The organism is Streptomyces sp. NPDC085932, assembly GCF_044540525.1.
GTDB lineage: Bacteria > Actinomycetota > Actinomycetes > Streptomycetales > Streptomycetaceae > Streptomyces > Streptomyces levis.
On sequence record NZ_JBITSJ010000008.1, the window covers coordinates 70,400 to 84,736 of the forward strand.

Below are 14,337 nucleotides of genomic sequence, written 5' to 3' on the forward strand. Positions count from 1 at the left end.
GGGCCCCGGGGGCGGACGCGCGGTGCTCGTCGCGTGGGTGCGGCGGGTGCGGTCAGGCCGGCAGCGTGGTGAAGCCGCCGCCGCGGGCCAGGGTCTCCAGCTCGTCGAGCGCGGCCAGGGCGGCCCGCGCCGCTGCGGGGTCCGCCTCGGCGAGGCCGCTCGCCGCGAACTCGTCCTCGTCCAGCCGCCGTACGTCCGTGCCGTCGGCCGAGCACCACAGGTCCAGGTCGAGGTCCTCCACGACCAGCTCGGCACCCGAGCGCGCGGCCGGGCGCGTCACGTCGCAGTACCAGCCCTTCGGCGTGCCCGCGGCGGAGCGGACCTCCTTGATGGCGTACCAGCGGTCGCGCCAGTAGTACTCGGTGAAGACGTCCCCGGGCTCGAAGCGGACGAAGCCGAAGTCACGGACCCCGGAGCCCGCCCACGGGGCACGGACGGTGACCCGCGTGCCGTCGTCCGCCAGGAGTTCGCCCGGGTAACGGATCTTCGTGCGGCCCGCCTTGACGAGCACCACGTCCAGCCGCGCGGGACGGTCAGCCGAGTGCGCGGACATAGCGCACCTCCGTCGCGCCGACCTCGTAGCCGAACCACTTGTTGATGGCGATCATCGGTTCGTTGCCCGTGTCGTTGCCGGTGAACGCCTCCGTGTACCCCGCGGCGCGCGCCCGGTGCAGGGAGTCGTTCTTGGCGAGCTTGGCCATGCCCCGGCCGCGGAACTCCCGGGCGGTGCCGGTCATGGCGGTGCCGTAGCGGGTGCCGTCGGTGTGGGCCACGCTGAAGGCGGCCGGCCGGCCGCCGACCACGGCGACGACGGTCAGGTCGCGGTTCAGCAGCGGGTGCCGCCAGTTCTCGTCCAGCCACGCCTCGTAGTCGGTGAACTCGACGTCGATGTCACTGGGTTCGTCGCTCACGACCTCCGCGTCGAGTTCGAACAGCGGGCGCGGGTCGGCCGCGAAGTCGGCGGCGGTGCGCAGCTCCACGCCGGGCGGCGGGTCCTGGCGGGGCGGCAGGGTGCCGGACGTCAGGTCGAGGCGGAGGAAGTAGGCGGACCGGCTGGCCCGGAAGCCGTGCCGCTCGGCGAAGGCGCGGTTCTCCGGCTCGTCCAGCACCCAGGCGAACAGCTTGGTGACGCCCAGCGCCGCGAGTCGCTCCTCGGCCGTGCGCAGCAGGAGGGAACCGGCGCCGCGGTGCCTGCGGTCGGGACGCACGTAGATGTTGGCGGAGCCCTGGCCGGGTTCCGTGCTGTCGTGGGCGACACTGACCTGGGCCGTGCCGATGATCTCCCCGTCCTGCTCGGCGACGAGCTGGGTGAAGTGGGCGTCCGGGTGGGCGTGGGTGAGGGTGTGCACCACGGACTCGGGCGTGGAGAGCATGTAGGGGAGGGCGAGGCGGCGGGTGGTGGAGAACCCCTCGGCGTCGGCTCGGACATCGGGTCGCAGGTCGCGCACGATCACGGTCATGGGGGCGCACGTTACGTGGAGGCGTGCCCCGCGTGCCTCTCATTTTCCGTCCCGTGCGGGACAATCGGCCCTGTGACCTTGAAGATCGACATCGACGACAGCGCCCCGCCGTACGAGCAGGTCCGGGCGCGCATCTCCGAGCAGGCGCGCTCGGGCGAACTGCCGGTGGGATACCGGTTGCCGACCGTGCGCGGGCTGGCCGAGTCGCTGGGCCTCGCGGCGAACACGGTCGCCAAGGCGTACCGCGCGCTGGAGGCGGACGGGGTGATCGAGACGCGGGGCCGCAACGGCACCTTCGTGGCCGCCGCCGGTGTGGCGGCGGAGCGGGAGCTGGCGGCCGCCGCCCAGACGTACGTCGAGCGGGCCCGCCGGCTGGGACAGGACGAGGACGCGGCCCTCGCCGCGGTACGGGACGCCCTGCGGGCTGCTTACGGGGGATAAGGCGACGCGCTCAGGAGCGCTCAGGAACGCCCGGCGGGTCGGCGTCTGTCATGCGCGGACCAGGTGCTCCGGCGTGCGAGTGATCTCCAGGCCCGCCGACCTCCCCGCCCGGGCGAACGCCATCGCGTCCGCCACGGCCGCGCCGCCCGGGTCGTTGTTGAAGTACGCGTAGACGTCCTCGCCGGCGTGCCAGGTCGTGGCGATGCGGTCGAGCCAGGTGGCCAGGGAGCGGCGGCCGTACCGGGGCCACGGGTGGGCGCGGCCCTGGTGGAAGCGGACATAGCCCCAGTCGGCCGTGCGCCACAGCGGCGTCGCGGGGCGGGCCAGCACGTCGGCCCAGCACAGGGCGGCACGCCGGGACTCCAGGACCGCGCGGACCTCCGGCGTCCACCAGGAGTCGTGGCGGGGCTCGACCGCGACCCGCGTCGAGGCCGGGAAGCAGGCCAGACAGGCGTCGAGCAGACCGGGGTCGGCGCGCAGGGTGGGCGGGAGCTGCAGGAGGACCGGACCGAGGCGGTCGCCGAGGCCGGCGGCGTGGGTCATCAACCGGTGCACCGGCTCCTCGGGCTCCTTGAGCCGCTTGATGTGGGTCAGATAGCGGCTCGCCTTGACCGCCACGACGAAGTCCGGCGGCACCCGGCCGCGCCAGTCCTCGAAGGTCTCCCGGGCCGGCAGCCGGTAGAAGGCGTTGTTGATCTCGACGGTGGCGAAATGCCCCGCGTACTCCTCCAGCCAGAGCCGCATCGGCAGCCCGGACGGATAGAGGACGTCCCGCCAGTCCTTGTACTGCCATCCGGACGTGCCGACGAACAGGGTCATAGCCCCATGAAAACACCGGCGGGCGGTGACCTCCTACAGATACAGGCCCGCGTCCACGCCCCCGCGCGGCTCCGGAAGGGCGGTCGGGGACGTGCCCCGGCGCAGCGCGTACAGCTCCGCCAGGGTGGCGCCCTCGCGGCCGACGCCCTCCTCGCGGCCCAGCCAGCCCACCGCCTCGGCGCGGGTCAGCGGGCCCACCTCGATCCGGGCGAGGCAGCGGCCGGGGCGCACGACGGCCGGGTGCAGGCGCTCCAGGTCCTCGTTGGTGGTGACGCCGACCAGGACGTTGCGGCCCTGGCCGAGCAGACCGTCGGTCAGGTTCAGCAGCCGCGACAGGGCCTGGCCCGCCGTGTGCTTGGCCTCGCCGCGGATCAGCTCGTCGCAGTCCTCCAGGAGCAGCAGCCGCCAGCGGCCCTTGCCCGTCGCGTCCTCCTCGCCGATGGCGATGTCCATGAGGTAGCCGACGTCGGAGAAGAGCCGCTCGGGGTCCAGCACGCAGTCGACCTGGCACCAGTCACGCCAGGACCGGGCGAGCGTGCGCAGCGCCGAGGTCTTGCCGGTGCCCGGCGGACCGTGCAGCAACAGCAGCCGGCCCGCGATGTCCTCGGGGGTCGTCTTCATCAGCCGGTCCATGGCGTCGGCCACGGGCGCGGTGTAGTTGGGCCGGACCTCGTCCCAGGTGCCCGCCGCGATCTGGCGGGTCGTGCGGTGCGGGCCGCGGCGCGGCGAGACGTACCAGAAGCCCATCGTGACGTTCTCCGGCTGCGGTTCGGGCTCGTCCGCCGCGCCGTCCGTGGCCTGGTCGAGAACCTTCTTCGCCAGTTCCGCGCTGGTCGCGGTCACCGTGACGTCGGCGCCCCGGTTCCAGCGGGAGACCAGCAGCGTCCAGCCGTCGCCCTCCGCCAGCGTGGCGCTGCGGTCGTCGTCCCGGGCGACGCGCAGCAGCCGGGCGCCGGACGGCAGCAGGGTCGCGCCGGAGCGGACACGGTCGATGTTCGCCGCGTGGGAGTACGGCTGCTCGCCCGTCGCGAAGCGGCCGAGGAACAGCGCGTCGACGACGTCGGACGGGGAGTCGGAGTCGTCGACGTTGAGCCGGATCGGCAGCGCCTCGTGCGGGTTGTCAGACATGCCGCCATGATCCGGCACGGGCGCGCCGCGTGCACCCGGTTTCCGGGTGCACGCGGCAGGCCGTCCGCACGCGGGTCAGCCGCCCGGGCGGGGGAGGAGCCGGCGCGCCTGCCGGGTCCTGCGGACCATCGCGTACCCCTTGGTCAGGGCCCGGTCCCGGGCGAACGTCCGGGCGATCGCCCGGCCCTCGACCAGCCGCTCGAACTCCTCGACGCCCGTGCTGCGCCGCACCGTCACCCGCCGCAGGGCGTACGGCCCCTGCGCCCGGCGCGCGAGGGCGTTGCCGACGGCGAGGGCCTGCGCGTAGCCCGTCTCGCGCACCGCCTGCCGGACCCGGCGGCTGGAGTAGCCGTACGGGTAGGCGAACGAGGCCGGGACGGTGCCCAGTTGATCCGAGACGATCTCCTTGCAGTGGATCAGCTCGAAGCGCAGGGTGGCGTCGGAGACCTGGTCGAGCTGCGGGTGGCTGTGGCTGTGCCCGCCGATCTCCACGCCCGCCGCCGCGAGTTCCCGGACCTGGTCCCAGTCGAGCATGGTGTCCAGGCCGCCCCCGGTGTCGTACGGCCCCCTGAGCCACCCGGTCGAGACGAACAGGGTGGCCGGGAAGCCGTGCTTGGCGAGGGCGGGCAGGGCGTGCCGGTGCACGCCCTCGTAGCCGTCGTCGAAGGTGACGAGGACCGGCCGGTCGGGCAGCGGGCGGCCCGAGCGCCAGCGCGCCGCGAGATCGGCGGTGGTGAGCGGGGTCAGGCCCCGGTCGGCGAGCACCGCCATCTGCCCGGCGAACGCCTCCGGGGTCACGGACAGGGCGCGGGTCGCCTCGTTCGGGTCGGTGGCGACCGCGTGGTACATGAGGATCGGCACCCGGGCGTCGTCACTCACGGGCCGCCACCTCCACCCGGGGCACCTGGAAGGTGGTGCCGCCGCGGCGTGCCCGTACGCTGCCGACGACGTACCCGCCCGCCGCCGTCAGCACCCCGGCCACGATGGCGCCCGCCCGCCCCGCGCCCCCGGGCCGGGCCAGCAGGGCGTCCCGCAGCCCCCGGGCCACCCCGGCCGGCAGCACCCGGGTGGCGTACCGGCGTTCGGACTCCAGGCCCTTGTCCGCGCCGACGCTCCGGGCCACCAGGGCCTTGGACAGGCCCTCGGCGTACGTGCGCGTGCGGAAGTACCGGAAGTGCTCGCGGGCCGCGGGCACCCGGTGGTGGATGACGGCCCGGTCGTCGATCAGCAGCACCGCGTCGGGCCGGGCGCGGCTGAGGCGGATGCACAGCTCCGTCTCCTCGCAGCCCAGGGGGCGTTTGTCGCCGTCCCTGCCGATGCCGGTGGCGAAGCCGCCCGCCGCGTCGAAGGCGCTGCGCCGGAACGAGGCGTTGCCGCCCAGCACGTTGCGCACCCGGACCCGGCCGCGCGGCAGGCCCCGGTAGCTGCAGCCCACCACCCAGTCGAACTCCGCCGGGAACCAGTCCGGGCGCCGCCCCGACGCCCACACCGGCACCGTGCGCCCGCCGACCGCCAGCACCCGGGGGTCCTCGTACGCCTCGGCGAAGTACCGCAGCCAGTCGCGCTCGGCCACGGCGTCGTCGTCGAGGAACGCCACGATCTCGCCGCGCGCGGCGGCGATGCCGGTGTTGCGGCCGGCGGACAGGCCGCGGGGGCCCGCGTTGGCGAGCACCCGCACCTCGTCGGTTTCCTTGTACTCCCTGTCGAGACGGTCCAGCAGGGCCTGGTTGTGGTCGACGACCAGCAGCGTCTCCAGGGCCGGCCGGGACTGCGCCCGCACCGAGGAGACCGCCGCGAGGATGTCCTCCCAGCGGTCCTCGGTGTAGGCGCAGATCACGACGGAGACGTCGGGACCGCTCAACGCGCCTCTCCCCGGACGGCGTCGAGCATCGGCGACGGTGCCGAACGGCGGCGCAGCGCCCGGCGGTTGGAGCGCTCCTGGAGGATCACCCGCAGCACGCGCAGCCCGTCGCGCACGGCCCGCAGATTGCTGGTGCCGTGGATGCGCAGGTACTCGTGGCTCGGGATCTCCTGCACCTTCAGGCCGGCCTTGACGACCCGGATGTTCATCAGGGTCTCGACCTCGAAGCCGGTGCAGTCCAGGTCGATCTTGTCGAGGCAGTGCCGCCAGAAGGCGTTGTAGCCGTAGCACAGGTCGGTGTACCGGGCGCCGAACTTGCGGTTGACGACCGTGCACAGCGCCCAGTTGCCCAGCTTGCGGATGAAGGTCATGTCGTCGGTGCCGCCGCCGTTGGCGAAGCGGGAGCCCTTGGCGAAGTCGGCGCCCGAGACCAGGGCGGAGACGTAGGAGAGGATTTCGCTGCCGTCGGCCGAACCGTCGGCGTCGACCATCACGATGATGTCGCCGGTGCAGGCCTGGAAGCCGGTGATCAGGGCGTCGCCCTTGCCCTTGCCGCGCTGCTCGACCACCTTGACCTCGGGCCACAGCTCGCGGGCCACCTCGACGGTGCCGTCGGTGGAGTTGCCGTCGACCAGGACCACCTCGTGGATCCAGTCGGGCAGGGTCTTGAAGACGTACGGAAGGTTCTCCGCCTCGTTCATGGCCGGGATGACCACGCTCACCGGCGGGGCTATCGCCAGGTGCGAGGAGACGGGCCGGTACTTGGCTGCGGTCGGCGGATGCTCTTCCGTCACGGCCGGCTGCAGAACTGAGCTCATGAGTCTGGTCCCTCTCGTCCGGTGGACCGCCCCCCCAGGGCAGTCCGGATCCAGTCCGGTTCGAAAGGGGGGTTCTCACCCGGGGCAGGCCGAGATGGACCTTCGGCACGCCGGGTGAGCTGGCAAAGCTGGCCGACCCCCGGAAAACGGCAGCCGACCGCGCGGCACGGCCCGGAGACCGTTGCGGTCACCGAGCACGGCACCCCCCTACCGCGCCCCGCGCCGGTACGTCGCGGTCCTTGAGCCCTCCCCTAGAGCCGCGTACTGACGGACCGATGCGGGTGAGATGTATGACGGTATTGACGATTGAACCCGTATGGCAAGACCTGGAACGGCACCTCACGTTTTTGTTGGTTTGGTCGTTGCGTGAGGCGCTTTGTGGGGCACAAGTTGACAGGTTCCCGCCCCATAAACGGCCGTTCCCCGACAGGCGTGTCATGCCTGACGGGGAACGGTCGTTCAGGTGTTCGTGCTTACGGAACGAGCTGCAGCAGCCGGTTCGGCGAACCCGAACCCGCGCTCGTCACCTTGCCGGTCACGGCGCCGCCCACCAGGGCCGAGGCGACCTGGGCCGGGGTGGAGGCGGTGTGGCCGGCCAGGTAGACCGCCGCCGCGCCCGCGACGTGCGGGGTGGCCATCGAGGTGCCGGAGATGGTGTTGGTGGCGGTGTCGCTGGTGTGCCAGCCGGCCGTGATGGAGGAGCCGGGCGCGAAGATGTCCAGGGCCGAGCCGTAGTTGGAGTAGCTCGCCTTGGCGTCCGTGCTGGTGGTGGCGCCCACCGTGATCGCCTCGGCGACCCGGGCCGGGGAGGACGAGGAGGCGGTGGTGCTGCTGTTGCCGGCGGCGACGGCGTAGGTGACGCCGCTGGCTATGGAGTTGCGGACGGCCGTGTCGAGGCTGGTGGAGGCGCCGCCGCCGAGCGACATGTTGGCCACCGAGGGGCCGGAGTGGTTCCGCGTCACCCAGTCGACGCCCGCGATCACGCCGGCGGTGGTGCCGGAGCCGCTGTTGTTCAGCACGCGCACCCCCACGATCCTCGCCTTCTTGGCGACGCCGTAGGTCGAGCCCGCGATCGTGGTGGCCACGTGGGTGCCGTGGCCGTTGCCGTCGGAGGCGTTGGTGTCGCCGTCGACGGCGTCGTAGCCGTGGGCCGCACGGCCGCTGATCTGCTGGTGGGTGATGCGCACACCGGTGTCGATCACATAGACCGTCACGCCGCTGCCCGCGCTGTCCGGGTAGGTGTAGGTGCCGGAGAGCGGGAGCGAGGCCTGGTCGATGCGGTCCAGGCCCCAGGGGGCGTTGGTCTGGGTGGCGGCGAGCGAGACGCGCTGGTTCTGCTCGACGGAGGCCACCGCCGGGTCGGCGGCCAGCCGCCGGGCCTCGGTGGCGGAGAGCTCGGCGGAGTAGCCGTTCAGTGCCGCGCCGAACGTCTTCTCGACCGTGCCGCCGTACTCCTTGACGAGGCCCTTGCCCGCGGCCGAGGACGCCTTCAGCCCCGCGCTCTTCTTGAGCGTGACGATGTAGCTGTCCTTGATCGCCGCCGGGGAGTCCGCGGCGAGCACCCGGCCCTCGGCGGGGGCGGCCTGGGCGGGGAGGGCGGTGAGGCCGCCGACGAGGGCGGCGGTCGCCGACAGCGTGACGACGGCGGATCCGAGTCTCTTGCTACGCAGTTGTGCCATTACGAGGGAGTCCTCCTCTAGGCGGCGCGCGCCTGGGTGGGGCGCGCGTCATGTGGGGGATGTGCGCGTGCTCGCGCACACGGCCGGGGAGCGTCGCGTTCCGCTCCCGGCCGGAGTAAAGCGTCGACCATCTACCGGCGTAGAACAAGGGAGTTGAACAGCCATCAACAAATCTGTCATGAACACGAAACAGGCGAGGTTGAATACCGGACAAGGAGCGCGGTGAACGCGCCACGTGCCGTGGAAAAGGTCTCCAGACTTGGCATGGACACTTCCTGTCAACACGCGTAGCTGCTACGACGGTTGTGGCAGAGATCCTGCTAAAGGGAGGTTCCATGAGACGTTCCCGATTTGTCGTCCTCGTGAGCTCGCTCCTCCTCGCCGTCGGCACCGCCCTCACCGGGGCAGCCACGGCGCAGGCGTCCTCACTCGCCGCAACTGGCGGCTATGTGGCCCTCGGTGACTCCTACTCCTCCGGAGTCGGAGCGGGCAGCTACATCAGCTCCAGCGGCGACTGCAAGCGCAGCACGAAGGCATACCCCTACCTCTGGGCCGCCGCCCACTCACCCTCGACCTTCGATTTCACGGCCTGCTCCGGCGCCCGAACGGGTGATGTTCTCTCCGGACAGCTCGGCCCGCTCAGCACCGCCACCGCCCTCGTCACCGTCAGCGTCGGCGGCAACGACGCCGGGTTCGCCGACGTCATGACGACCTGTGTGACCCAGTCCGACAGCGCCTGCATCTCCCGCATCAACACCGCCCGCGCGTACGTCGACTCCACGCTGCCCGGCAAGCTCGACAGCGTGTACTCGGCGATCCGCTCCAAGGCACCGAGCGCTCGGGTCGTCGTCCTCGGCTACCCCCGCTTCTACAAGCTCGGCGCCACGTGCCTCGGGCTGTCCGAGGCCAAGCGCAAGGCCATCAACGACGCCTCCGACCACCTGAACACCGCCATCGGCAAGCGCGCCGCGAGCCATGGCTTCGTCTTCGGCGACGTCCGCTCCACCTTCACCGGTCACGAGATCTGCTCCGGCGACTCCTGGCTGCACAGCGTCAACTGGCTCAACATCGGCGAGTCCTACCACCCGAAGGCCCCCGGCCAGTCGGGCGGCTACCTGCCCGTGCTCACCGCCAACGACTGACCGCTCAACCGGACCCGGACCCACCGTCCGGGTCCTCCTCCGCGTCCGGCCCCGTGCCCGAAGGAGAAGGGGAGACCCCGCCCGACGGGGTCTCCGTCTCGCACGTGATCGAGAACGGCACCGACTCGGACGTCGTGCGCACCGGCTCCTGCACCTCGACGGCGATCTCGTTCTCGAACGTGCCGGACCGCGCCTCGGTCGTGACCGTCACGGCGTCCTGTTTCGTCCGGCCGCCGCCCTCCGGGAACGACGCCGTCTTCCAGCCCCCGTCCAGCACCGAGCCGTCCTGCGTCACCCAGCGGTAGCGCACCTCGGCCGGCAAACGCCCCACCGTGAGCGTCGCCGTGAACCTCGGCGCCCGCGCCTGCTGCGGCGGGCACGGGCCCGTGTAGTCCGTGCGCGAGCCCGCCAGCGCGACCCGCACCGACTGCGGCGGCGGACTGCTCCGCTCGCTCTCGCTCGGTGTCGGCGAGGGACTGGACTTCCCGCTGCCCGTGTTCCGCGGCGGGTCCTGTGTCCCGGCGGGTGTGCTCGCCCCCGCGCCCCGGTCGCCGTCCCCGCCGCCGCCCCCGTCGTTCAGCAGCGCGTACGTCAGCCCGCCCACCGCGAGTGCCAGCGCGACCACGCCCGCGACCAGCACCCGGCCGGTGCGCCGGTCGCGCTCCCGGCGGGCGACCGGCGCCGTCACGCCCGAGCCCGCGGCCGCCGGCTGTCCCGGGAAGGCCATCGGTGGCGTCGGGGAGGGCTCCCGGTGACCCGCCACGGTCGGCGGAAAGGGCACCGCCCGCACGGTGTCCGCGCGGGGCGAACCGCCCGCCCCGATCACCCGCAGCTCCTGCTCGGCGCGTTCGGCCGGCAGCCGCTGCTCGGGGTCCTTGCGCAACAGCCCCTCGATCACCGGGGCGAGCGGACCGGCCCGGTACGGCGGCGGCAACTCCTCGTCCACGATCGCGCGCAGGGTGCTCAACGGGGTGTCATGGCGGAAGGGGGAGTGACCCTCCACCGCCGCGTACAGCAGCACACCGAGCGACCACAGGTCGGACTCGGGGCCCGGCGTGCGCCCGAGCGCGCGCTCCGGGGCGAGGAACTCGGGCGAGCCGATCACCTCCCCGGTCATGGTCAGCGCCGAACTGCCCTCCACCATGGCGATGCCGAAGTCGGTGAGCACGATCCGGCCGTCGTTGGCGATCAGCACGTTGGCCGGCTTCACGTCCCGGTGCAGCACCCCGGCCTCGTGCGCGGCCCGCAGCGCGGCCAGCACCTCCGCGCCGACGTGCGCGGCCCGCTGCGGTGACAGCGGCCCCTCGGCGTCCAGGACCTCGGCCAGGGACAGGCCGCGGACCAGCTCCATGACGACCCAGGGCCGGCCCTCGTCCGTCGCCACGTCGTACACGGTGACCACGTTCCGGTTGGTGACCCGGGCCGCCGCCCACGCCTCCCGCTCCAGCCGGGCGTACATCCGCTGGACGTCGTCGCCCCCGAGCCCGGCCGGGGCGCGCACCTCCTTGACGGCCACCTCGCGGTGCAGCAGCTCGTCGCGGGCGCGCCAGACCGTGCCCATGCCGCCCTCGCCGAGCGGTGCCAGGAGCCGGTAGCGGCCCGCGATCACCCGCTCATGGCCCGGTTCTTCGGACACGGCGCCCCCATTCGCAGCCGGGCGGAATCTCTCTGAGGTCTGTCTTCCCCAGGACGTCGGATTTCCTCACGAACGTAACTCAGCCCAGTGCGGATGCCGCCCCCTTGCACACGAGTCCGGCCCCGAGGACGACGACGGCGAAGGCCGAGCCGAGGGGGGCGGTCCGGCGCACGAGGGCCGCCGTCGGGCCCGCCGTCCAGCGGGGCCGCCGGTCCAGCAGCCGGGTCATGCCGCTTCCCGCCTTGACGACCGCGTACCCGGCGGCGGTGAGGGTGAGGGCCAGACCCACGCCGTAGGCCACGACGAGCAGCAGGCCGAACCAGGCCTGCCCGAGTGCCGCGGCGCCGACCAGCACCACCACGGCCGAGGGGCTGGGCACGAGCCCGCCGGCGAACCCCATGAGGATCGTGCCGCGCAGGGTCGGGGCGACGGGGTGGCTGTGGGTGAACCCGCCGTGGGTGTGCTCGACCGTGTGGGGGTGGGGACGGGGGTGTGGGTGGGTGTGGTCGTGCGGGTGGGTGTGGTCGTCGTGGTGGTCGTGGTCGTGGCTGTGGCTGTGGTCGTGAGGGTGGTGGTGATCGTCGGGGTCCTGCCCGTGCCCGTGCCCGTGCTCGTGTGCGTGGCCGGGGGCGTGCGCGTGGGTGTGCGCGTGGGTGTGCGCGCGGGCGCGCAGGGCGCGGCGGACCAGGCTCGCGCCCGCCAGGGTCACCAGGATCCCGCTTGCGACGCCCAGCCAGGCGATCACCGAGGGGGCCGCCGCCGAGCCGGCCGTGACGAGGAGGCCGAGGGCGACCACGCCGAGGGTGTGGGTGACCGTCACCGAGGCGGCCATGGGCAGGACGTCCTTCATCCGGGCCCGGCCGCCCCGGGCCGCAGCCGTCGCGGCCATGATGGTCTTGCCGTGGCCGGGGGCGAGCGCGTGCAGCGCGCCGAGGACCACGGCGATGCCGAGGGCCAGGGCGGCGAAGCCGGCGGTGAGGTCGTGCCGGGCGACCAGCTCGTCCAGGGCGCGCGTCCAGCGGTCGGCGCCCCGTGGCAGCACCGAGGCGGCGGGGGCGTCCGACTCCTCCTCGGCCAGGGCGGGACCGCCCGGGCGCACCCGCAGCGCCGCGGCGGCCGTGTCGGCCGGGGACGACAGCAACTCCTCCGGATAACGGGTCAGTTCGTCGGAGACCGACGCCTTCGGCACGTCCGACGCGGTGAGCGTCATACGGTCGCCGCGGGCCGTGATCTCGCGCCAGCCCGGCCCGGACGAAGCGCCCGCGCCGCGGAAACCGAGCGAGACGGACTCCCGGTCCGGGGGGAGGGGAGCGGTCAGCGCGCACTCCACCCGGAGGGTGTCGAGCCCCGCCTGCCCGGGCCGCACGCGCGCGTGGCTGCGCTCGGCGGTCAGGGCCACCGCGCGGCCGTCGACGGTGACGCGGCTGTCCTCGGCGGCCGTGGCGCACCGCTGTCGGGCCCACATCGCCATGCCGAGGCGCTCGATGTCGGGTTTCGCCTGGGTCGCGGGGATCTCCGCGAGGTCCTCGACGTGCCGGACCCGGAGTTCGCCGGGCGCGGCGACCAGGCCGTCGTAGCGGTTGACGGTGAAGTTGCCCAGCGGGTGGGCGCTCGCCGTGGCGGCGGGCAGCAGGGTGAGCGCGCAGGCGGCCGTGAGGACGGCGGCGCCGGACGCGAACAGCCGGCGCACGGTCACCGGTTCCCCTCCAGGTCGTCGAGTGCGGTACGGGCCTCGCGCGCGCCGAGGGGCGAGAAGCCGGGGTTCAGGTCGAGCGCGGCCTTCAGGTGCTCGCGGGCCGCGCGCTCGTTCCCGGTGGCGCGCTCGATGATCCCGCGGTGGTACAGGAAGGCCGCGTTGCGGTAGCCGGTCGCGGTGGCCCGGCGGGCGTACGGCAGCGCCTCGTCGTCCCGGCCGTTGACGTGCAGGGCCCAGGCGAGGGCGTCGGCGGTGTGCACGCTGCGGCGGCGGTCCCACTCGGCGCGGGCGGCGCGCAGGGCCGCCTTGCGATCGCCGTGGTCGGCGGCGGCCAGGGCCGCGTCGAGGTCGGCGTTGACACCGCCCGCCCGGGCGAGGGACGTCCAGGCGTCCACGAGGGCGTACTGGTCACCGGCCCTGGCCCGGTCGCCGTCGCCGCCACGGTCCTCGTACAGCTCGCCGAGCGCGACGAGCGGGCCGGGCAGCGGCGAGCGTGCGACGACCTGTTCGAGGCCCCGGACGGCGGCTGCCCGGTCGCCCCGCGCGGCCTGCGCGCGGGCACGGCCTTCCAGGGCGGGGAGGTACTCGTCGTCGGCGGCGAGAGCGCGGGCGTAGTGGCCGAGGGCGGAGTCGTGATCGCCCTGGTTCCAGGCCAGTTGGCCCAGGGCCGTGGCGACGTAGGCGACGTCGGCGGGGGCGCTCGCGGCGTCGAGGGCGCGCCGGAGCACCTCGCGGGCCGTGCGGACGTCGCCGCGCAGCTCGTGCACGTACGCGTACCGGGTGAAGACCGGCACCCCGGGGCGTTTGTCGTCGGCGGCCCGGGCGGCCTCGGCGGCGTCGTCGTAACGGCCGAGCTCGACGAGCGCGTCGATACGGGTGCACAGGGCGCGTTCGTTGTAGGGGTTCTGCTTCAGGGCGCGGTCGGCGTGGGCCAGGGCGCCGGGGAAGTCGTGCCGGGCGGCGGCGAGGGCGGCCCGGCCGGCGAGGGCCTGGTCGTTGCCGGGCCGCAGGGCGAGGGAGCGCCGGAGCGCGCGTTCGGCCTGTGGGTAGCGCGAGGGGTCGCCCTTGGTCCGGGCCTGCTCGACGTAGGCGACGCCGAGGGTGGCCCAGCTGCCGAAGTCCCTCGGCTGGGCACGCAGGTGCCGCTGGAGCGACGCGATGCCGGAGTCGAGATCGCCCCGGGCGAGATCGCCGGGGGACAGGACCTCGGCGGCGGACACGGGGGCGGCCCCAGTGCCCCCGCCCCCCGTCCCCCCGAAGGCCACGGCCCCACCGGTCAGCGCGACAGCCAGCAGCGCGGCACACCCGGCGAGGTGAGCGGCGCGCCAACGCCGGCCCCCAACGGCGGCCCGCCGCATCACGTCCACGCGCCGGCCGGTGCCGGCACCGGTGCTTTCGGTGCCTTCCGTGTCTTCAGTGTCGTTGGTGTCTGCGCCTCCGTGCGCGTCCTCGGTGCCGCCCGACTCCGCCTCCACGCCCGGCGTTCCGTCGACCGCGCCCGGCGTTCCCTCAGTCGCATCCGGCGTTCCGTCGGCCGCACCCCCGGTTCGTTCCGTGGATCCCGGTCCGTCGGTCCCGGCTGCGGGGTCCGGTGACGTCGGCCGGTCGCCGGACCTGTCCGGTGTGCTGTCGGTCGTACGCGGAGGCATGACCTCTC

At 73.7% G+C, this 14,337-nt stretch carries 13 protein-coding genes; 2 read left to right on the plus strand and 11 right to left on the minus strand.

Features of this window, described 5'->3' with window-relative positions:
* Positions 1-52: 52 nt before the first annotated feature.
* Entirely contained in the window at positions 53-553 is a 501-nt protein-coding gene (locus ACIGAQ_RS33010; protein ID WP_399789526.1) for a DUF402 domain-containing protein, read from the minus strand.
* Positions 534-1,460, minus strand: a complete 927-nt coding sequence (locus ACIGAQ_RS33015) for a GNAT family N-acetyltransferase (protein ID WP_399789529.1) — start codon at positions 1,458-1,460, stop codon at positions 534-536. Before ACIGAQ_RS33015 ends, ACIGAQ_RS33010 begins: the two co-directional genes overlap by 20 nt.
* Before the next feature lie 72 nt (positions 1,461-1,532).
* Between ACIGAQ_RS33015 and ACIGAQ_RS33020 the strand changes: the two genes are divergently transcribed.
* Complete coding sequence (locus ACIGAQ_RS33020; RefSeq protein ID WP_399789532.1) at positions 1,533-1,901, plus strand: GntR family transcriptional regulator; 369 nt, start codon at positions 1,533-1,535, stop codon at positions 1,899-1,901.
* Between the two features lie 48 nt (positions 1,902-1,949).
* Here ACIGAQ_RS33020 and ACIGAQ_RS33025 read toward each other — a convergent pair whose 3' ends face one another.
* The 6 genes from ACIGAQ_RS33025 to ACIGAQ_RS33050 all read right to left on the minus strand — a co-directional run bounded on the left by ACIGAQ_RS33025 (position 1,950) and on the right by ACIGAQ_RS33050 (position 8,206).
* Positions 1,950-2,720, minus strand: coding sequence for a DUF72 domain-containing protein (locus tag ACIGAQ_RS33025; RefSeq protein ID WP_399789535.1), 771 nt, complete (start codon positions 2,718-2,720; stop codon positions 1,950-1,952).
* A 33-nt stretch (positions 2,721-2,753) separates the two neighbouring features.
* Positions 2,754-3,848, minus strand: coding sequence for a DUF5925 domain-containing protein (locus tag ACIGAQ_RS33030; protein ID WP_399789538.1), 1,095 nt, complete (start codon positions 3,846-3,848; stop codon positions 2,754-2,756).
* A gap of 75 nt (positions 3,849-3,923) precedes the next feature.
* A complete protein-coding gene (locus ACIGAQ_RS33035; protein WP_362279100.1) occupies positions 3,924-4,697 on the minus strand; it encodes a polysaccharide deacetylase family protein in 774 nt (257 codons plus the stop codon).
* Positions 4,698-4,719: 22 nt separating this feature from the next.
* Entirely contained in the window at positions 4,720-5,709 is a 990-nt protein-coding gene (locus tag ACIGAQ_RS33040) for a glycosyltransferase family 2 protein (RefSeq protein WP_311683954.1), read from the minus strand.
* Positions 5,706-6,527, minus strand: a complete 822-nt coding sequence (locus ACIGAQ_RS33045) for a glycosyltransferase family 2 protein (RefSeq protein WP_399789541.1) — start codon at positions 6,525-6,527, stop codon at positions 5,706-5,708. The genes ACIGAQ_RS33040 and ACIGAQ_RS33045 overlap by 4 nt, the downstream gene beginning before the upstream one ends.
* A gap of 473 nt (positions 6,528-7,000) precedes the next feature.
* Positions 7,001-8,206 carry a S8 family peptidase gene (locus ACIGAQ_RS33050; RefSeq protein WP_362278964.1) on the minus strand — a complete coding sequence of 402 codons (1,206 nt, stop codon included), beginning with the start codon at positions 8,204-8,206 and terminating at the stop codon, positions 7,001-7,003.
* 335 nt (positions 8,207-8,541) lie between these two features.
* Here ACIGAQ_RS33050 and ACIGAQ_RS33055 point away from each other — a divergent pair, with 335 nt between their 5' ends.
* Positions 8,542-9,348 carry an SGNH/GDSL hydrolase family protein gene (locus ACIGAQ_RS33055; protein WP_311683960.1) on the plus strand — a complete coding sequence of 269 codons (807 nt, stop codon included), beginning with the start codon at positions 8,542-8,544 and terminating at the stop codon, positions 9,346-9,348.
* Positions 9,349-9,352: 4 nt separating this feature from the next.
* On the opposite strand, the gene ACIGAQ_RS33060 is transcribed toward ACIGAQ_RS33055, so the two are convergent.
* The 3 genes from ACIGAQ_RS33060 to ACIGAQ_RS33070 form a co-directional block, all read right to left on the minus strand.
* Positions 9,353-10,984, minus strand: a complete 1,632-nt coding sequence (locus ACIGAQ_RS33060; RefSeq protein WP_399789545.1) for a serine/threonine-protein kinase — start codon at positions 10,982-10,984, stop codon at positions 9,353-9,355.
* 79 nt (positions 10,985-11,063) lie between these two features.
* Positions 11,064-12,680, minus strand: coding sequence for a nickel transporter (locus ACIGAQ_RS33065; protein WP_399789548.1), 1,617 nt, complete (start codon positions 12,678-12,680; stop codon positions 11,064-11,066).
* On the minus strand, positions 12,677-14,329 hold the full coding sequence (locus ACIGAQ_RS33070) for a tetratricopeptide repeat protein (RefSeq protein ID WP_399789551.1): 1,653 nt from the start codon (positions 14,327-14,329) through the stop codon (positions 12,677-12,679). Before ACIGAQ_RS33070 ends, ACIGAQ_RS33065 begins: the two co-directional genes overlap by 4 nt.
* Positions 14,330-14,337 lie beyond the last annotated feature (8 nt).